Origin of the sequence: Pseudorhodobacter aquimaris (assembly GCF_001202025.1) — a bacterium.
Taxonomy (GTDB): Bacteria; Pseudomonadota; Alphaproteobacteria; order Rhodobacterales; family Rhodobacteraceae; genus Pseudorhodobacter; species Pseudorhodobacter aquimaris.
Genome location: NZ_LGHS01000076.1, coordinates 116,017 through 134,657 on the forward strand (window position 1 = coordinate 116,017; position 18,641 = coordinate 134,657).

Below are 18,641 nucleotides of genomic sequence, written 5' to 3' on the forward strand. Positions count from 1 at the left end.
ACGCGTCGCCTCAATGTTGGGCCGGGCCGCGAAAGGCGCCCTGACGGGCTGTTTCGCGGTGGGCGCGCCGTTTCAGAAGCGTGTTGGCAGGCAGGCGGTGATTTCGGGGCCGGGTGTGCGTCCGGCGATCAGAGCCGCGACAAGCTCTGCGGTGCCGGGGGCCAGCGTCAGGCCGACATGGCCGTGGCCATAGGCGTGGATGACCTCTGGCCCTTTGCGGCTTGGACCAATCACGGGCAGGCTGTCGGGCATGGAGGGGCGGAACCCCATCCATTCGCGATCAGGTGGGCCGAGGTCGGGAAAGAAGGCGCGCGCGCCCTCAACCAGCTTTGCGATGCGGTGGGGGGAGGGCGGCGCGGTAAGGCCGCCGAGTTCCACCGTGCCTGCGACGCGCAGGCGGCCCGACATCGGGCAAAGGTAGAACCCCCGCGAGGCCGGGCAACTGGGACGCGACAGGCGGGGCTGGGCCATGTCCCATTCGACATGATAGCCGCGCTCGGTATCCAGTGGCACAGGGTCGCCGGCGGAGCGCGCCAAGGCACGGGAATGTGCCCCCGCCGCGATCACGACATGGCGTGCCGTCAGGTCCAGATTCGGCCCGGTGATTTGAACGCCGCCGTTTTCGCGTTTGATCCCCTCTGCCCGCGTCGACAGGAAAGTCACCCCCGCAGATTTCGTAGCGCGGTACAGGCGTTGGACCATTTCACCCGGATCGGCCATGAACACCGCATTCGGGAAATAGGCGGCCCCGCCGGACATCTCGGGCAGGCCCGGCTCCATCACCGATAATTCCTGCGGGGTCAGCATCTCTATCGACACGCCCAACTCTTTACGAAAGGCCAGATCATTCTGCGCGGCCTGAAAGCCGGATTTTGTTTCATAAATATACAGGCAGCCGCGGCGCTGCATCAGATCCTCACCGCCAATCTGGGCCGAGAGCGTATCCCATTGCGGTAGCGCCTTTGCCATCAGTGCTGCAATCGCGATTGCATTGCATTTTGCGGCATCTGGCAGGCACTGGCGCGTAAACCGCAACAGCCACGGCGCGAGGCTGGGCAAGGCGGCATGGCGGATGGAGAGCGGTGAGTTGCGATCAAACAAAAGCGAGGGCAGAGAGCGCAGAACATCAGGCGTGCCGACGGGCTGGATCGCGTAATCGGCAATCGTTCCGGCATTGCCATACGAGGCACCGAGGCCGGGTTCGGCCGGGTCGATCACCACAACCTCATGCCCGTCATGCGTAAGACGGTGGGCAATGGCAAGGCCGATAACGCCCGCCCCGATAACGGCGATTTCAGTGCTCTGCATGGGCGGTCCCTTATGCTTTTAGATGGGTGTATAATTAAATTTAAACAAAGTGTTGTGACTAGTTGCTGACAAAAAGCTTCAACTCTTATTTGCCGTTTCTCAAACCACTCTCTAAGGCTTCTGTCGCCCTTAATACCCGTGGGTTGTGTCAACCCGATGCAGAAAGGGTAGCCCTGCCTGTCCGCGGCGGATGTTTTCAACCACTACCCTTGCCGCAGTTTTGGGGCGGGTCTCGGCGGCGATATGAGGGGTGACGGTAACTTGGGGGTGGGCCCAGAAGGGGTGATCCTTGGGCAGGGGTTCTATCCGGAACACATCCAGCGTGGCATGGCCCAATGCTCCGCTGTCCAATGCGGCCAAGAGCGCGGTATCATCAATCAGATGCCCGCGGCCAGGGTTGAGGATGACCGCGCCCGGAGCCAAGAGAGTCAGTCTTTCAGCATTCACGATATTTTCCGTAGCGGCTGTTTTGGGAAGCAAAAGCACCACAATCTCTGCCCCGGACAGCGCGGTTTTCAACCCCTCGTCGCCGTGGTGGCTGGTAATATCGGGCAGGCTCTTTTGGGTCCTGCTCCACCCTTTCACGGGAAAACCCACGCCTTGCAGCGCCCGCGCGCAAGCCTGCCCCAAAGCGCCAAGACCCAGAATGGTGACGGCGCGCTCTGTCGCTAAGGGGGGAGGGGAAGGCTCCCAGATATGATCGGGGTTCACGATGTGGCGGTCCATCCCCAGATGGTGGCGTAAGGTGTGGCCCAGCACCCATTCCACCATTCCCGCTGTCAAGGCAGGGTCCACCATCCGGCACAGCGGCTGCGTCAGCGTGGGATTGCCCACGATCCGTTCCACGCCCGCCCAAAGGTTCAAAACCGCCTTGCAGCGGGTGAAGGGGGTAAAATCCTGAACCGCGCTATCGGGAGCATAGATGATGTAATCCACCAGCGAGGGGTCGGCGCAATGGGGTGAAAGATCAGCCTCAATCCCGACTTCTTGCAGGGCGCAGCGCAAGGGGGCCTCGAACTGGGTCCAGCGTTGCGTACCTGCGGCAAAATAAAGGGTGATCATAAGGCGTCCTTTGCGAGGTTAGCGGGGGCGGTGGATATGCGCGCTTTGCACCAGCCCGAAGGCGGCCAGCAGCACCAGCATCGACGATCCGCCATAAGATACAAGCGGCAATGGCACGCCCACCACAGGGGCCAACCCCATCACCATCAACATATTGACAGAAAAGTAGAAAAAGAAGGTCGCGGCGATGCCAAGCGTGACCAGACTGGCGAAACGGTCCTTGTTTTGCAAGGCGCTGGAGATGCAAAACGCCAGCACCAGCGTGTAAAGGACCAGCAAGGAAAACGCACCGACAAAGCCGAATTCCTCGGCTAGGGTGGTAAAGATGAAATCGGTGTGTTTTTCGGGCAGAAAGTTCAACCGGCTTTGCGTGCCTTGCATGAACCCGCGCCCGGCCCAACCGCCTGATCCCAGCGCGATTTTGGCCTGTGTGATGTGATAGCCGGCCCCCAAAGGGTCGCTTGAGGGGTCAAGGAAGGTATCGATCCGTCGGTATTGGTAATCCTTGAGCAATTGCCATTCCGTGCCACGGGAATAGAAAACCGCCGTCACCGCCCCGCCCAGCAAGCTTGCAACTGCACCAAAGTAATAGAGGCTGACACCAGCGCAGAACATCACCACCGCCCCGCCGGTCATCAGCAAAAGCGCGGTGCCAAGGTCGGGTTGCCCCAGGACCAGCACCGTTGGCAGCATGATAAGCGCCACGGGGATCAGCACCCAAATCGGACGGGAGGTTTTGCGGATATCGAGCCAGTCGTAATAGGCCGCAAGCAACATGACCAAAGTCACCTTGGCCAGTTCCGAGGGTTGCAAGCGCAATGGTCCCAACTCTATCCAGCGTTGCGCGCCCATGCCGACAGAGCCGAAAAACTCCACCGCCAACAGCAGGACAATCGAAAGCGCATAGGCCAGCCCGGCCATATTGCGCCAGAACCAGATCGGCACAAAACCCACCGCCAACATCACCGCCATGCCCAGAACGAACCGTTTCATCTGCGGTTCAGCCCAAACCTCCATCCGGCCGCCTGCGACAGAATAGAGCATCAGGAACCCGGTAGAGGCGACGGCGATCAACAAAACCACAAGCGCCCAATTTACATGCAGTATCTTGGAGGCACCCGTGGGGACGGTCTTGAGCTGATATTCAAGAAAGCTCATGCGCGGCTGCTTTCGGGTAGGGTACCATCGGGATCGCGCAGCAAGAGCTTGCGGTGCATGGTGTCAATACGGTTGCGCTGAGATGCGGGATAGGCTGAGGCGGGGGGGATGCCATCGCTTAGAGCGCGCAACAACAGATCCCGCGCGATTGGGGCCGCAACACTGGACCCGCCGCCGCCATGTTCAACCACCACCGATACCGCATAGCGCGGCGCATCAAAGGGCGCAAAGCCGACAAACAGCGCATGGTCGCGGCGCTCCCATGGCAGGTCTGCGTTGTTGATCACGCCGCGCGCGCGCTCTGCCGCGCTGATGTTGCGGACCTGACTTGTGCCGGTTTTCCCCGCCATCCTGAGGGCTTTGTCATCCACGCGTGACGAATAGGCCGTACCGCGCCGCGTGTTGTTGACCGAATACATCCCGTTTTGCACCGCCGCCAGATGGGCCTGGTTCAACCCGAGGCTCTCGGCCGGGGGGCTTGGGACGGGAAGGCCGCCCACGCTTTGGATCAGGCGCGGGGAAACGGCGGTTCCGGTGGCGATCCGTGCGGTCATCACCGCCAGTTGCAAGGGCGAGGTCAGCACATAACCCTGCCCGATAGAGGCGTTGACCGTATCGCCGATCACCCATTCCTTGGCGTAACGTTCCCGTTTCCAGGCCTTGTCCGGCATCAAGCCTTCGGTGATGGCCGACATCGGAATGTCATGGCGCATCCCCAGGCCAAGCCTGCGGCCCATCTCGGCAATCTTGTCGATCCCGACCTTCATCGCCACTTCATAGAAATACACGTCACAGCTTTGCGTGAGCGCCTGTTCCAAGTTCACATGCCCGTGTCCGCCGCGCCGCCAGCAGTGAAACCGGCGGCCTCCCACCTCATAGTGGCCGGGGCAATAGACTGAGGTGGCGGCGGTGGCGGTGCCTGCCTCAAGGGCCGCCAGCGCCGTTACCATCTTGAACGTCGATCCGGGAGGATAGGCGCCTTGCACAGATTTATTTGCCAGCGGGCGGTGGTCATTGCCGGTAAGCGCATTGTAATCTGTGTGGGAAATGCCGCGCACAAACAGGTTGGGATCAAAGGAGGGCGATGAAACCGCCGCCAGAAGATCACCGTTTTGCACATCCATCACCACGGCTGCGGCAGATTCCTCGCCCAGGCGCGCCTGCACATAGTTTTGCACATCAGCGTCAATGGTCAGCTGGACGTCCGATCCGGCGACGCCTTCCTGACGGCCAAGCTCTCGCATCACGCGGCCAACGGCGTTGACCTCAACGCGGCGGTTCCCGGCCTTGCCGCGCAGATTCTCCTCCATCCAGGTTTCGACGCCGATCTTGCCGATCTGGAACTTCGGAGTTTGCAGCAAGGGGTCCGGCTCCTCTAGCTTGGCCAGATCGTTTTCACTGACGGGGCCGACATAGCCTATGACATGGGCGAAATCGGTGTCGCGCGGGTAAATGCGGCTCAGCCCGAATTCGGGCGTGACGCCGGGCAGGGCGGGGGCGTTGATCGCCACCTTGGAAACATCCTCCCATTTCAGGCGGTCGGCGACGATAATGGGCAGGGGACTGCGGCGGCGGGCCTCTTTGAGGGCGCGTTCGAAATCTTCGGGGGCGATGGGCAGAATACCGGACAGGCGGTTCAGAACATCGTCGATATTACCTGCATCATCCCGGCTGATCACGACGCGGTAGTTTTGTTCGTTCCCGGCAATCAGCTTGCCGTTGCGGTCATGGATCAAACCGCGCGCAGGCGGGATCAGCCGGATAGAGATGCGGTTGTCCTCGGCCAGCAGGCGGAACTCATCGGCCTGATCCACCTGCATGTGCCGCATCCGCGCGCCCAGAACGGCGACCACTGCCACCATGGAACCGCCCAGAAACAGGCCGCGCCGCGTAATCTTGCGGGCACTTTCCTCGGTATCGCGGGCAGAGCGTCTCATATCCGGCGTCCTTTTGCGTCAACTTCTCCGGCCAGCGGTTTGCGCAGGTGGATCACCACCCGCAACAACCACACGACCACAGGATACATTAGAATAGAGCCGACGGTTTGCGCAAAGGCAAATCCGAAACCCGGCTGCGTTATGAAGGCTACGGCAAAAACCGTGCGGTAGGCCAGAAGCATCGCAATCATCACAAGGCTGATCAAGAGCCATTCCGCGGCAAAGCCCAGATCCCGCGTCAAGGCGGCCCGCGCGCGCAGGAATTCGGTGGCCAACACGACCAGTGCCGCCCAAAGGCCGGGCGGACGCATCAGGATCATATCCTCGGCCAGAACCACCAGTGCGATCAGCGCAGGAGGCAGATGGTCGGGACGTTGCGTCACCCATGCCAGCATCAGGCAGAGCATGAAATCCGGCCCGGGCCAGTCTCCCGCCACGCTCCCCAATGGCAGCAGACGGAAAAACAGCAAGGAAACCGCAATCAGAACAAAGCAGGCGCGATAAATCCAGACGTTGTATTTTTGGGTCTCGCGCATGTTATTGCCCCACGGATTCCGGTGCTTCGGTTTGCACCTCGGGGGCCTCGGATGCGGGAATGGCGATCAGGCTGCCGGGATCGGTGATTTTTTCTTGGGCATGGCTGCGCAGAACACGCAAAAACTCCAGCCGTTCATAATCGGCCGAAAGCGCGACGCGCAAACGCCGGTCCGCGCCTTGCACGACGCTGCCCACCAAAAGTCCCGCGGGAAATACCCCGCCATCGCCCGAGGTGACAACCTGATCGCCGGGGCGTACCAGATCGGGCTTTTCCACAAATTCCAACGGCGGGCGCACCGTGTTATCGCCCGACAAAAGCCCCCGCTGCCCCGAAGGCTGGGCGGTCACGGGAACGCGGCTGTTGCTATCGGTCAGCAGGATCACCCTTGCGGTGCGCTGCCCCACGCCGGAAATCCGCCCGACAAGGCCGATGCCATCCATCGTGGCCCAGCCATCCTGCACCCCATCGCGTGCGCCCACATTCAGCAGCACCGACTGGCGGAACGGGCTGCCGCTATCGGCCATCACAACGCCGGTGACATGGGTCAGTTTCGGGTCCATCCGCACTTGGTTCAAATCCATCAGCCGGGCATTCTTTTGCTCCAACTGCAAGGCCGCCTCTTTCCAGGCTTTCATCTGCTGCAATTCCCGGCGCAGCTCTTGGTTCTGGTCATACAGGCTGGCATAGGATTGAAAGCTGTCAATCATATCAAAGGTTTTGGTAACAGGCACCAAGGCCCATTCAAAGCTGGGCACCATACGGTCCACCAGCGCGGTGCGAAAGCGTTCCACCCGCGGGCTGTCAATGCGCCAGACCATGAACAAGGCCACCAGCGCACCCACCAGCAACCCGAGCAGTATCCGGCGCAGGGGGCGGGTGTATTCATCGGGGGAGCTGCGTTTCTTTGCCACCAAAGCCTCGTCTCAAAGGGCGGGCCGCGCCTTGGCCCGAAGATCAGCTATCGTAGTCGATCACATGCTGAAGCTGTTTTTCATATTCCAGCGCCTTGCCGGTGCCAAGTGCGACACAGTTCAAGGATTCGTTAGCGACCGAAACCGAAAGCCCGGTCTGTTCGCGCAGCGCCAGATCCAGATCGCCCAAGAGCGCGCCCCCCCCCGTCAGCATCACGCCACGGTCAACGATATCGGCGGCAAGGTCTGGCGGGGTGGTCTCAAGCGCCTGCATCACGGCATCACAGATTTGCTGCACGGGTTCCGCCAGGGCCTCTGCCACTTGGGCCTGATTGATCTCGGCCTCTTTGGGCACACCGTTCAGCAAATCGCGCCCGCGGATGGACATGGATGATCCGCGCCCGTCATCAGGCATCCGCGCAGTGCCGATGCTGGTCTTGATCCGCTCGGCGGTGGATTCGCCGATCAGCATATTCTGGTGACGGCGCAAGTAGTTGACGATCGCATCATCCATCCGGTCGCCCCCGACGCGCACCGAGCGGGCGTAAACGATATCGCCCAAGGACAGCACCGCCACTTCGGTCGTGCCGCCCCCGATATCGACCACCATATTGCCGGTGGGGTCCGTGATTGGCATGCCAGCACCAATGGCGGCGGCGATGGGTTCGGCAATCAGCCCCGCACGGCGCGCACCCGCCGACAAAACCGACTGGCGGATCGCACGCTTTTCGACCGGGGTGGCCCCATGCGGGACACAGACGATGATCTTGGGCTTGGAGAATGTCGTGCGTTTATGAACCTTGCGGATGAAATGTTTGATCATTTCCTCGGCTGAATCGAAATCGGCGATAACACCGTCACGCATCGGGCGGATCGCCTCTATGCTGCCGGGGGTCCGGCCCAGCATCAGCTTGGCATCCTCACCCACGGCAAGAACCTGCTTCTTGCCGTCCTTGACGTGATAGGCCACCACCGAGGGTTCGTTCAGCACGATACCTTTGCCGCGCACGTAAACAAGCGTGTTTGCGGTGCCAAGGTCAATTGCCATGTCGGATGAGAAAAGACCCGAAAGTAACCACATGCTGAAGCAATCCTTATACGTAAAATCTGTGCGACTCAGATACCCGAGGCAGGCGTTTTCTTATAGGGAGGGGGGCGCGCAAGGGAAAGGGCCATGGTTTACGCAATGGGCGTCTTCCTGCCACCCCGAGGCTTTGTCGGCTGGGGGTAACTCTGTGGACAGGTTCGTTTGTGAATAGTTTGAGGCAATTCGGCGGCACGCATATGCCGCCGATGTTTGATTTCTGTCAGTTTACCGGAGTCGCAATAAATCTGAAAATCAGGACTGATCCTTGTAGCTTACGCCCTTGGTATCATAGCCCGGATCCGTCTTTTCACGGCGCAGGATCAGGCGGTTGAGTGCGGTCACATAGGCCCGTACCGAGGCTACAATCGTATCGGTATCAGCTGATTGGCCGGTTGCGATCATGCCGTTTTCTTCCAGCCGGACAAAGACTGTGGCCTGTGCGTCGGTGCCTTCGGTCACAGCCTGAACCTGATACAGCTCCAGATGGGCCTTATGCGGGTAGAGCATCTTGATCGCGTTGAAAGCGGCATCGACGGGACCGTCGCCGGTGGCATCGGTGCTGTGATCCTTGCCGTCGATGGTCAGGGTCAGCTCTGCCTCTTGCGGGCCATCGGTGCCGCAGACGACGCGCAGGCGTTTGACCTGCAGGCTTTCATTGGCGGCCGTGGCGACGCTGTCTTGGACCAAGGCGATCAGGTCATCGTCAAAGACTTCCTTCTTGCGGTCGGCCAGCGCCTTGAACCGTACAAAGGTATCGCTCAACTCGTTGTCGGCCATATCGAAACCGAGATCCCTGAGCTTGGCCCGCAAGGCCGCGCGCCCAGAATGTTTGCCCAAAGGCAGGGAGGTGCCCGCCAGCCCCACGTCCTCTGGGCGCATCACCTCAAAGGTTTCGCGGTTTTTCAGCATGCCGTCCTGATGGATACCGGATTCGTGGGCAAAGGCGTTTTTGCCAACGATGGCCTTATTGAACTGTACGGCAAAGCCGGAAACCGTGGCAACCCGGCGGCTGATCGCCATGATCTTGGTGGTGTCGATCCCGGTCTGATACGGCATGATGTCATTGCGCACCTTGAGCGCCATCACCACCTCTTCCAAGGCGGTATTGCCGGCCCGTTCGCCCAGACCATTGATGGTGCATTCCACCTGACGCGCGCCCGCTTCAACCGCCGCCAAGGAGTTGGCTGTCGCCATGCCAAGGTCGTTGTGGCAATGGGTGGCGAAAATAACGCTGTCGGCCCCCGGCACACGTTCCAAGAGCATGCGGATCAGATCGGCACTTTCGCGCGGCGCGGTATAGCCCACGGTGTCGGGGATATTGATCGTGGTCGCACCGGCCTTGATCGCGATTTCCACCACACGGCACAGATAATCATGCTCGGTGCGGGTGGCATCCATCGGGGACCATTGCACATTGTCGCACAGGTTGCGGGCATGGCTGACGGTCTCGAAAATCCGCTCGGCCATCTGGTCCATGGTCAGATCGGGGATGGCGCGTGCAGGGGCGAGGTGCCGATAAATGTGTGGATGCGCGGGGCGCGGGCGTGTTTTACCGCCTCCCAGCAGCGGTCGATATCCTTGTAGTTGGCCCGTGCCAGCCCGCAAATCTGCGAGGTTTGCGCCAGTTTGGCGATCTCGGACACGGCAGCGAAATCGCCTTCGGAGGCGATGGGGAAACCCGCCTCGATAATATCGACGCCCATCTCGTCCAGTGACGCCGCGATCTCCAGCTTTTCGTCATGGGTCATGGTCGCGCCGGGGCTTTGTTCGCCATCGCGCAATGTGGTGTCAAAAATCAATACGCGGGGTTGCGAGCTTGTGTCGTTCATCAGAAATCTCTCAAATTTGTGCTGTTAGCCTAGCTGGTTCGGGTGCTGTTCCATCTGAGCGGTCGCACCCGAGGGCACGCTCAGCGGAGGCTAAGAAGAAGCAGCGCAAGGGAAAGGGCAGCGCCGCGCGCTGCCGGGTCACGTGATATGATGGGTCCCATTGCCATAGGGTGACTATAGCCATGCTGTTGCGAATGAAAACCCTAAAAATGGCGCGGCGTTTGTGCCGGAACGGATTAGTTCGCGACCTCTTCTGGGACGGTTTCGGGCTCCGGTTCTGCGGGGCTGGTCAGGATGCCATTGGTCCAGCCTCCGGCCACCACCTCTCCGGTGGAATAGCGCAAGACCCCTTGGCCCTGACGCGTGCCGTCGACAAAGGCGCCCTCATAGATGTCGCCATTGGCATAGGTGGCAATGCCCTGTCCTTCAATCTCACCGGCATTCCAGTCACCTGTGTAGGTAAAGCCATCGGCCATTTCTACTGTGCCCTTGCCGTGGCGTTCGCCCGCCGCAAAGCTACCGGTATAGGTTGAGCCGTCGGGATAGGTGGCGATACCTTCGCCCTCCCGTTGGCCCGTGGCCCAATCCCCTTCATAGCGGTAGCCGTTGGGATAGGTCACAACACCTTTTCCATGATGTTGCCCGCCGACAAAGCCGCCCTCATAGATCTGGCCATTGGCATAGGTCGCGCGGCCGTTGCCTTCAATCACACCACCGACCCATGCGCCGTTATAGGTGGCACCATCTGCATAGGTGATCTTGCCCACGCCTTCTGGTTTGTCATTTAAGAAAGCGCCGGTATAGGTGGACCCATCGGGATAGGTAACCGTGCCATTGCCCTCAATCCGGCCTTCGACCCAATCCCCCTCATAAACGTAACTGTCGGGGCCGTGAAAAATGCCTTTGCCGTGGCGCATATCGGCGAGGAAATCGCCCTCATAGCTGTCGCCATTGGCATAGGTGACGCGGCCCTTGCCAAGGCGCTGCCCGTCGCGCAGCTCCCCCTCATAGATATCGCCATTGGGTTGCGTCAACTTGCCGGTGCCATTGATCTGCCCGCCGGACCATTCGCCCGCATAGATCAGACCGTCTGGCATGGTCAGCGTGCCGACCCCCTCGCGCTGACCCTGAACCAATTCCCCTTCATAGACCGTGCCATCTGGATAAGTGATCGTGGCGCGGCCCTGTTTTTCACCCTCTATCCAATCACCGTCATAGCGGTAGCCGGTCGGATCCTCCAGCACGCCCTTGCCGTGGTGGACCGCCTCGGAAAACTCACCAGTATAGACCGATCCATCGGCATAGGTGGCCACGCCTTCGCCCGCCATCTTGCCCGCGAACCACTGGCCCTCATAGGTGCCGCCATCGGGATAGGTGATCTTGCCGCGCCCTTCGGGTTTGCCGGCCTCAAAGCTGCCCTCATAAACAGAGCCGTTGGGGAACCGCGCGACACCCTCGCCCTTGATCTCGCCGTCTTCCCAGTCCCCTTCATACATGTAGCCATTTGGCAGGGTGTAGGTGCCGGTGCCATGCTGGCGCCCGTCCTTGAACGTCCCCTCATAAAGCGAGCCGTCGTCATATTGTTTGGCGATCACGCCATCCTGCGCCCAAGCGGGGCTTGCCAGCAGGCCCGCGGTTAATGTTGCGGCCATGGCCCATCCCGAAAGTGCTTTGCTCACCATCATATTCCCTTATCGCTTCGCAGGTCATACCGGCCCGCCGCTTTTTGCGAATCCTACCCGCCGAGACCTGTCATGACAAGTTTGCAAAACGCACAGCCCTTTCCCTTGCGCGTCAGTCTGCTAATGCTGGGCGCGAACAAGGAAAGGATGCCGCATATGGCCAACCGTTTTCGCCTGACTTTGGCACAGCTGAACCCGACGGTGGGCGCGATCGCCGCCAATGCGGATGCCGCCCGCGAGGCCTGGGCCGCAGGCAAGGCAGCCGATGCCGATATGGTCGCCCTGCCGGAAATGTTCATCACCGGCTATCAGGTGCAGGATCTGGTGCAGCGCCCGCGTTTTATCGAGGATGCGCAAAACGCGGTTGAGGCCTTGGCCCGTGATCTGGCCGATGGGCCTGCGCTGGGGGTCGGGGGGCCGTGGTTTGATGCAGGGCGCCTTTATAACGCTTATTTCATCTTGAAAGGCGGCAAAATCGCGACCCGCGTGTTGAAACACCATCTGCCGAATGTCAGTGTTTTCGACGAAAAGCGCCTTTATTCCCCGGCCGAGGTGAGCGGTCCCTATGTTGTTGGTCCCCTGCGCATCGGCAGCCCGATCTGCGAGGATGCGTGGTTCCATGATGTCGCCGAAACCCACGCCGAGACCGGCGCCGAGATTTTGCTGGTGCCCAACGGTTCGCCCTATTACCGCGAAAAGCTGGCGGTGCGGCAAAATATAATGGTGTCGCGTGTGGTGGAAACGGGGCTGCCGCTGGTCTATCTGAATATGGTGGGTGGTCAGGACGATCAGGTCTTTGACGGCGCGTCCTTTGTGCTTAACCCCGGCGGCAAGCTGGCCGTGCAGATGCCCGCGTTCGAGACCGCGATCACCCATGTCGATTTCGTCGAAACGCCGGACGGCTGGCGCGCAGAGCAGGGCGATCTAGCCAAGCAGCCCGACACATGGGAGGCGGATTACCATGCGATGGTCCTGTCCTTGCGCGATTATCTGGGCAAGTCGGGATTCAAACGTGTCCTTTTGGGGATGTCGGGCGGGATTGATTCGGCCATCGTCGCCACGATTGCCGCCGATGCGATCGGCCCGCAGAATGTGCGCTGTGTGATGCTGCCCTCGGAATATACCAGTGCTGACAGCCTTGAGGATGCCAAAGAATGTGCCACGCGTCTGGGCTGTCACTATGATTTTGTGCCGATCTCTCAGGGGCGCGATGCGATCACCGACACGCTGGCCCCGCTGTTTGAGGGGCGTAAGCCGGATCTGACCGAGGAAAACATCCAGTCGCGCCTGCGCGGGGTCTTGCTTATGGCGCTGTCGAATAAATTTGGCGAGATGCTGCTGACGACGGGCAATAAATCCGAGGTGGCGGTGGGGTATTCCACAATCTACGGCGATATGGCGGGGGGCTATAACCCGATCAAGGATCTGTACAAAACCCGCGTGTTCGAGACCTGCCGCTGGCGCAACGCCAATCACCGCGACTGGATGATGGGCAAGGCGGGAGAGGTGATCCCGACCCGCATCATCGACAAGCCCCCATCGGCCGAGCTTCGCCCCGACCAGCGCGATGATGACAGCCTGCCTCCCTATCCGGTGCTGGATGCGATTTTGGAGGGGCTGGTGGACAATGATGTCTCTATTGATGAGCTGGTCGCTGCGGGGTTTGACCGCGCCGTGGTCGAGAAGGTCGAGGGGCTGATCTATTTGTCAGAATACAAACGCTTTCAGGCCGCACCGGGAACGCGGCTTACCCGCCGTGCCTTCTGGTTGGACCGCCGCTATCCGATTGTGAACCGTTGGCGCGACCGGCGCTGATCAAAAAACGCAAAGCCGATGTGGCAAAAAAAGCCAACCAAGTTGGGGGCCATTCTGTTCTTTTGGGCATAAACCTACAAAACCTTGAGTTTTCAGCCGCACCACCAGAATTCCCCATGAGTGGGATCACTACATGTGATCAAAGCCTCCCGCTTACCCCCGAGAAAAAGTAGATCTCAGCGCAAAGTACTAAGCGAGATTGTCGATAGGAGGGGCGGATAGTTTGTGGCGGCAAGGGCGGAATGCGGTTCGGACTTGATTGTGGACAGACAAAATGAGCGCTGCTTGGCTAGGCGATCCGAATCGGGCCTTCAGATCTGTTGTTTGGGCCCTTATGCCTGCGTTGGTTGATACTGGCCGCGAGGTTTTTCAAAGCCGCACTATAGCTGCGGAACTAAGGCCAGTGGTTAACCCGTCTTTTTTGGTGCCGCACAGCAACAACCAACGCTACGCCCTGCTGGAAAGACCGCGTAAGTGAGTTGGGAGATCGGAACGTAAGCGTGACCGGTCCAAATGTCGCGAAAGCACAGAAAGAAAAGGATAGGACGCGACCTTGCACATCGGTGGTGTATGGCGCCAACAAAGCTGCCCGACATTTATGATCGCACGGCAGAAGCCTCTGTCCGCGTGGAGGGTGTGGGTGCTGAGATGCAAAAGCTGAACGAACAGGACCGGAAAGGTGAAAGTCTTCGATATGCGCGTCAGCGTGACGTGATGCGGACGCTCAGCATTTTTTGCCCCGCCAAACGGTTAACGGGCGCCGAGTGAACTCAACGCCCGTGTCCTGTAACCCGCAGTGGCCTAACAGGTGGTGAAGTTTGATTTTGACGCCAAGGATCAGGCGGCTTTGCGGCGGCGCAGCAGGGCCAGACCACCCAGACCGGCAAACAAGAGCGGCAAACCAGCCGGAAGCGGTACAGCAGCCGGGGCATTTGCATCGACAACCGTGCGGCCAAAATCGGTGTAATCGGTAAAGAAGCCATCAAGCCCCCAGTCGAGCATCGGCTGGATCATGGCAAAAGCCGCCTCTTCGCTCAGCGGGCGGAAGGTATAGGCATGTACGATCAAACCAAGATCATGGGCCGCTGTAATGAAATCTTCGGTAATGCCACCGGCGCTGACGCCTACGCCATCGGCAATATCGGCAATATCGGCCAAGCTAAAGAAACCATCCGAACCGTTCACACCGTAAACACCGTCAACCAAACGCACACCGCCAAGCTGTGCAAGGCTTGCACTGACACCTTGTTCGATCAGGGCTTCACCCATTTCGATGATGGATTCGCGCACAAAGGACTGCAAGATGACCTTGTCGGAAGGCTCATCATAGCCTTTGTCCTTCAAGGTTGCGACGATTGCCTGGTTTTGCGGCGAGTTATAGGGCGTCTTGGACTCAGGGTAGATGCCGATCTCGGTGCCATTGGCTGTGTTGTACTCGGTCAGCAAATCAAGCACTTCGCCCAGCGTTGGCACCTTATAGGGGTCGGCCATGCTGGGGGTGAAACCTGCATAGGTGGAATCAGGAGCAGACAGCGCGCCCGTAGGCTTGACGGTCAGGGTTTTGATTTCTTCCAAAGTGAAATCCGAAACCTTGTAGCCACCGTCGCGCGCTTCGAACAGATCGGCGACATTGGTGGTGCGGGTCAGCGTGCTGTCATGCATGGCAACCAACTGACCATCCGCGGTCATCTGGACATCCGGCTCGATATAGTCGGCACCCATCTGCATCGCCAGCTCATAGCTGCCAAGGGTTTCTTCGGGCAAATAGCCGCTGGCACCACGGTGGGCCACGACAAGCGGCGCCTCGCCGGTCAGGGTGTTATAGGCGGTCGCAGCCTCAAGCATCGGGGTTGAGAATGCGGTGGCCATAGCAGCAACAGCGGCCAGCTTCATCTTCGATTTCATCAGTGGGTCTCCTTCGGTTTACGTCACAACCCGCAATCTCGGGTGGATCACGGTTAATCTGGGCAACGAAGGTAACAATGAGACAACGGCTTTGTGACAGTTTGGTAATCATACTCGGGGTTTGACGGGCAACTGACATCGCGATGAGGGCGATAAATAACACTCCGGGCATCGTGGCACGCCTTGCCTGCTTCGGTCAAGCGTTGGTGACTGGGGCCTTGGCGTGTTTCCCCCGCCAGGATTTAATGGCGGGGGAGGGCGTGGTTACAGGCAGCCTGCAAGGTTTGACGCAAGGTTGCGGATCATCTGGGGATAGAGTGCGGGGCCAGTCTCCAGTTCAGAACCCAAGGGGTCAATCACGGCGGTTTTGGCATCCGAACCTTCCAGCACCGTCGCCACAAGACCGGGGTTGAACTGCGGCTCGGCGAGAACGCAATCGATGCCCTCGCTGACAATCCGCTCGCGGATCTGCGAGATGCGGGAGGGGCTGGGGTCGGTTGCATCGCTGACCGAGATGGCGCCAGATGCGGCAAAGTCGAAATCGTTCTCAAAATACTGGTAAGCGTCATGGAAAACGATGAAACGGCCGCCGCGAACGGGTTTGAGCATGGCGTTGATTTCAGATGTCAGGGCGGCCAGTTCTGTGCGCCCTGCGGCGGCATTGGCAAAATAGGTGCCTGCGTTTTCAGGATCGGCGGCCGAAAGCTGGGCTGCGATCACATTGAGCCAGTTGGACGCGTTTTGCAGTGAAAGCCATGCGTGGGAATCATATTTGCCGTGATCATGCCCGTCATGTTCATCGTGGTCGTGTTCCTCGTGGTCTTGATGTTCCGCCTCGTCATGTTCTTCAGCGCCATGCGAATGCTTTTCAAACAAGGCGTCTTCGCGGAAATCCAGGGTGATGGTCCCATCGGTTTCCAAAAGCTCGGTTACCGTGGCGTCGGCAGCCAGTGTGGTCATGGCGCTTTCCAGCCAGGGCGACAGGCCTGCACTGACCCAAAAGACCAGATCGGCTTCTTGCAGTGCGCGCGCCTCGGACGGGCGCAGCGCATATTCATGCGGGCTGGCGCCGGATTGAACAATCAACTCGGGGGTGCCCACGCCGTCCATGACGCGGGCAACCAGTGAATGCACCGGCGCGATGTCGGTGGCGACGCGTGGCGCTTGGGCAAGCGCGGTGCTGGTGATCAGGGCAAAAGCGAGCGAAACGGGCAGGAGTGATCTGGACATAATGGCTCTCGTGTGATTATATAACATTACGGACCAGTAAGGGAAATGTAATAACATGACAAGTGGTGCGCAGGACATTTCTGCCCAAAGCCCGATCGGCTTTGCCAAACACGATCATGCTGCCTGTGTCGAGGGTGGCCTGTCGGCTGCTGAAACACGCTGTCTGGATGAAGGCCTTCGGTTTACGCCCGTGCGCCGTAAGGTGCTGGAGATATTGTTGCAAGAACACAGGGCACTTGGGGCCTATGCTGTGCTGGACCGTTTGCGCGATGACGGGTTCGGCTCTCAGCCGCCGGTAGCCTATCGCGCGCTTGATTTTCTGGTGACCCACGGGCTTGCCCATAAGATAGAGCGGCTGAATGCCTTCATCGCCTGTGCGCATCCTGATGAGGTCCACGCCCCCGCCTTCATGATTTGCCGCCTGTGCGATTCCGTGGCCGAGGCGCAATCCGAACCCGCCCGAAGCGCCCTTGCCGAAGCCGCAAAAGCAACCGGTTTTAAGGTTGAACGGACGGTTGTCGAGGCTGAGGGCGTCTGCCCCGGCTGTGCCCAAAAGGCCGAAGCATGAGCCTTGTTGACGTTGATAACATCAGCATCCGCTATGGTGCCAATACAGTGCTGTCCAATGTATCCCTGCGCATCGAGGCTGGGGAAATCCTGACCATCGTGGGCCCGAACGGATCGGGAAAAACCAGCCTCTTGCGGGCGATTATCGGGGCGGTAAAGCCGAGCAAAGGGCGCGTGACGCGCAGCGCGGGTGTCCGTTTGGGCTATGTTCCGCAAAAGCTCCATATCGACCCGACCTTGCCGATGACGGTCGCGCGCTTTTTGTCATTGCCGCAGGCGGTGCCGGTCGCTGACATTGAGGCGGCCCTGAAACAGGCAGGGGTGCCGGATCTGGCAAAGGCACAGATGTCGCGGCTGTCAGGCGGGCAGTTCCAGCGGGTTTTGCTGGCGCGGGCGCTGATCGGCAAGCCGCAGCTATTGCTTCTGGATGAGGCGACGCAGGGCCTCGATCAGCCCGGATCGGCGGCATTTTACCGCCAGATTGAAACCGTGCGCCGCCAGACAGGCTGTGCGGTTTTGATGATCAGCCATGAGCTGCATGTGGTGATGAGTGCGTCGGATCGGGTTATCTGCCTGAATGGGCATGTCTGCTGTGAGGGCACGCCCGAGGTTGTGGCCTCGGCCCCTGAATACCGCGCGTTGTTTGGCTCTGGCACGATGGGGGCTTTGGCGCTTTACCGGCATGACCATGATCACGATCATCACGCTTGTGAGCATAATAAAACAGAGGCCGCCGAATGATGCTGGACGATTTCATGATGCGCGCCACCCTTGCCGGGATTGGAGTGGCTTTTGCTGCGGCGCCTTTGGGCTGCTTTGTGGTCTGGCGGCGTATGGCCTATTTTGGGGATGCAACGGCCCATGCGGCGATTCTGGGCGTGGCTTTGTCCTTGGCGCTGTCGATCTCTGTCTTTGCAGGGGCGCTGGTGGTGGCGCTGATGATGGCTTTGACGGTGAACCTCTTGTCGGGGCGTGGCTATGCGATGGATACGCTTTTGGGGGTGCTGGCGCATTCGGCTCTGGCCTTTGGGCTGGTGGCGGTCTCGTTCCTTTCGGGGGTACGGATCGATCTGATGGCCTATCTGTTTGGGGATATTCTGGCTGTTTCGCGTGTAGACCTCATGGTGATCTGGGGCGGGGCCGCATTGGTGGTGGCGCTGATCTGGTGGCGCTGGTCGGCGCTTTTGACCGCCACGCTGAACGAAGATCTTGCCTATGCCTGCGGGATCGACCCCAAGCGCGAACAGCTGGTGCTGACGCTTGCGCTGGCGGTTACAGTTGCCGTAGCGATAAAGGTTGTAGGCGTGTTGCTGATCGCGGCCTTGCTGATCATCCCGGCAGCGGCCGCCAGATCCCTAAGCCGCACGCCCGAGGGAATGGCGATGGTGGCGGCCTGTATCGGGGGGGCTGCAACCATTATCGGGCTGCGCCTGGCCTATGTTCTGGATACGCCTGCAGGCCCGTCGATTGTCTGTGTCGCCGCCCTGATTTTTGCCGCGCTCAGCGTTTTGGCCAAGCTTCGCGGCGCTTCCGCCTGACGGTCGACATGCGGGCGGCCTGCACAATGTGGCGTTTTTTGCCAGTTGGCCGCACCCTTGGGCGCGGCCGGTGT

Annotated in this window: 14 protein-coding genes and 1 pseudogene; 4 read left to right on the forward strand and 11 right to left on the reverse strand. The window is 59.9% G+C overall.

The features are described 5' to 3' along the window. Positions 1 to 72: 72 nt before the first annotated feature. The 9 genes and pseudogenes from AKU94_RS17420 to AKU94_RS17460 form a co-directional block, all read right to left on the reverse strand. A complete protein-coding gene (locus tag AKU94_RS17420) occupies positions 73 to 1,308 on the reverse strand; it encodes an NAD(P)/FAD-dependent oxidoreductase (protein ID WP_050528521.1) in 1,236 nt (411 codons plus the stop codon). Positions 1,309 to 1,437: 129 nt separating this feature from the next. Then, positions 1,438 to 2,370 (reverse strand): 2-hydroxyacid dehydrogenase, encoded by a 933-nt coding sequence (locus AKU94_RS17425; RefSeq protein ID WP_050528522.1) that lies wholly within the window; start codon positions 2,368 to 2,370, stop codon positions 1,438 to 1,440. An 18-nt stretch (positions 2,371 to 2,388) separates the two neighbouring features. After that, complete coding sequence (gene rodA, locus AKU94_RS17430; RefSeq protein WP_050528523.1) at positions 2,389 to 3,528, reverse strand: rod shape-determining protein RodA; 1,140 nt, start codon at positions 3,526 to 3,528, stop codon at positions 2,389 to 2,391. Continuing rightward, positions 3,525 to 5,465 carry a penicillin-binding protein 2 gene (gene mrdA / locus AKU94_RS17435; RefSeq protein WP_050528524.1) on the reverse strand — a complete coding sequence of 647 codons (1,941 nt, stop codon included), beginning with the start codon at positions 5,463 to 5,465 and terminating at the stop codon, positions 3,525 to 3,527. Before mrdA ends, rodA begins: the two co-directional genes overlap by 4 nt. Further along, entirely contained in the window at positions 5,462 to 6,001 is a 540-nt protein-coding gene (locus AKU94_RS17440) for a hypothetical protein (protein WP_050528525.1), read from the reverse strand. The genes mrdA and AKU94_RS17440 overlap by 4 nt, the downstream gene beginning before the upstream one ends. 1 nt (position 6,002) lies before the next feature. Further along, positions 6,003 to 6,914, reverse strand: coding sequence for a rod shape-determining protein MreC (mreC, locus tag AKU94_RS17445; protein WP_050528732.1), 912 nt, complete (start codon positions 6,912 to 6,914; stop codon positions 6,003 to 6,005). A 43-nt stretch (positions 6,915 to 6,957) separates the two neighbouring features. Beyond that, entirely contained in the window at positions 6,958 to 7,995 is a 1,038-nt protein-coding gene (locus tag AKU94_RS17450; protein WP_050528526.1) for a rod shape-determining protein, read from the reverse strand. A gap of 258 nt (positions 7,996 to 8,253) precedes the next feature. Continuing rightward, positions 8,254 to 9,830, reverse strand: a pseudogene (locus AKU94_RS17455) (2-isopropylmalate synthase). Between the two features lie 236 nt (positions 9,831 to 10,066). Then, on the reverse strand, positions 10,067 to 11,482 hold the full coding sequence (locus AKU94_RS17460) for an MORN repeat-containing protein (protein WP_232295804.1): 1,416 nt from the start codon (positions 11,480 to 11,482) through the stop codon (positions 10,067 to 10,069). A gap of 186 nt (positions 11,483 to 11,668) precedes the next feature. Between AKU94_RS17460 and AKU94_RS17465 the strand changes: the two genes are divergently transcribed. Then, on the forward strand, positions 11,669 to 13,327 hold the full coding sequence (locus AKU94_RS17465; protein WP_050528733.1) for an NAD+ synthase: 1,659 nt from the start codon (positions 11,669 to 11,671) through the stop codon (positions 13,325 to 13,327). Between the two features lie 837 nt (positions 13,328 to 14,164). On the opposite strand, the gene AKU94_RS17475 is transcribed toward AKU94_RS17465, so the two are convergent. Together AKU94_RS17475 and AKU94_RS17480 are read right to left on the reverse strand one after the other, a co-directional pair. Further along, positions 14,165 to 15,232, reverse strand: coding sequence for a glycerophosphodiester phosphodiesterase family protein (locus AKU94_RS17475; protein ID WP_050528529.1), 1,068 nt, complete (start codon positions 15,230 to 15,232; stop codon positions 14,165 to 14,167). 264 nt (positions 15,233 to 15,496) lie between these two features. Next, on the reverse strand, positions 15,497 to 16,462 hold the full coding sequence (locus AKU94_RS17480) for a zinc ABC transporter substrate-binding protein (protein WP_050528530.1): 966 nt from the start codon (positions 16,460 to 16,462) through the stop codon (positions 15,497 to 15,499). 55 nt (positions 16,463 to 16,517) lie between these two features. Here AKU94_RS17480 and AKU94_RS17485 point away from each other — a divergent pair, with 55 nt between their 5' ends. From AKU94_RS17485 to AKU94_RS17495, 3 genes are read left to right on the forward strand one after another with little or no spacing between them, the layout of a single operon-like run. Continuing rightward, positions 16,518 to 17,030 (forward strand): transcriptional repressor, encoded by a 513-nt coding sequence (locus tag AKU94_RS17485; protein WP_050528531.1) that lies wholly within the window; start codon positions 16,518 to 16,520, stop codon positions 17,028 to 17,030. Beyond that, positions 17,027 to 17,770, forward strand: coding sequence for an ATP-binding cassette domain-containing protein (locus tag AKU94_RS17490; protein WP_050528532.1), 744 nt, complete (start codon positions 17,027 to 17,029; stop codon positions 17,768 to 17,770). The genes AKU94_RS17485 and AKU94_RS17490 overlap by 4 nt, the downstream gene beginning before the upstream one ends. Continuing rightward, a complete protein-coding gene (locus AKU94_RS17495; RefSeq protein WP_050528734.1) occupies positions 17,770 to 18,567 on the forward strand; it encodes an iron chelate uptake ABC transporter family permease subunit in 798 nt (265 codons plus the stop codon). Before AKU94_RS17490 ends, AKU94_RS17495 begins: the two co-directional genes overlap by 1 nt. Positions 18,568 to 18,641 lie beyond the last annotated feature (74 nt).

What these genes read in the sequence shown, in the direction of transcription:
- AKU94_RS17420 (WP_050528521.1), bottom strand. Translation starts at nt 1,308, where the DNA reads ATGCAGAGCACTGAAATCGCCGTTATCGGGGCGGGCGTTATCGGCCTT.
- AKU94_RS17425 (WP_050528522.1), bottom strand. Translation starts at nt 2,370, where the DNA reads ATGATCACCCTTTATTTTGCCGCAGGTACGCAACGCTGGACCCAGTTC.
- rodA (WP_050528523.1), bottom strand. Translation starts at nt 3,528, where the DNA reads ATGAGCTTTCTTGAATATCAGCTCAAGACCGTCCCCACGGGTGCCTCC.
- mrdA (WP_050528524.1), bottom strand. Translation starts at nt 5,465, where the DNA reads ATGAGACGCTCTGCCCGCGATACCGAGGAAAGTGCCCGCAAGATTACG.
- AKU94_RS17440 (WP_050528525.1), bottom strand. Translation starts at nt 6,001, where the DNA reads ATGCGCGAGACCCAAAAATACAACGTCTGGATTTATCGCGCCTGCTTT.
- AKU94_RS17450 (WP_050528526.1), bottom strand. Translation starts at nt 7,995, where the DNA reads ATGTGGTTACTTTCGGGTCTTTTCTCATCCGACATGGCAATTGACCTT.
- AKU94_RS17460 (WP_232295804.1), bottom strand. Translation starts at nt 11,482, where the DNA reads ATGGCCGCAACATTAACCGCGGGCCTGCTGGCAAGCCCCGCTTGGGCG.
- AKU94_RS17465 (WP_050528733.1), top strand. Translation starts at nt 11,669, where the DNA reads ATGGCCAACCGTTTTCGCCTGACTTTGGCACAGCTGAACCCGACGGTG.
- AKU94_RS17475 (WP_050528529.1), bottom strand. Translation starts at nt 15,232, where the DNA reads ATGAAATCGAAGATGAAGCTGGCCGCTGTTGCTGCTATGGCCACCGCA.
- AKU94_RS17480 (WP_050528530.1), bottom strand. Translation starts at nt 16,462, where the DNA reads ATGTCCAGATCACTCCTGCCCGTTTCGCTCGCTTTTGCCCTGATCACC.
- AKU94_RS17485 (WP_050528531.1), top strand. Translation starts at nt 16,518, where the DNA reads ATGACAAGTGGTGCGCAGGACATTTCTGCCCAAAGCCCGATCGGCTTT.
- AKU94_RS17490 (WP_050528532.1), top strand. Translation starts at nt 17,027, where the DNA reads ATGAGCCTTGTTGACGTTGATAACATCAGCATCCGCTATGGTGCCAAT.
- AKU94_RS17495 (WP_050528734.1), top strand. Translation starts at nt 17,770, where the DNA reads ATGCTGGACGATTTCATGATGCGCGCCACCCTTGCCGGGATTGGAGTG.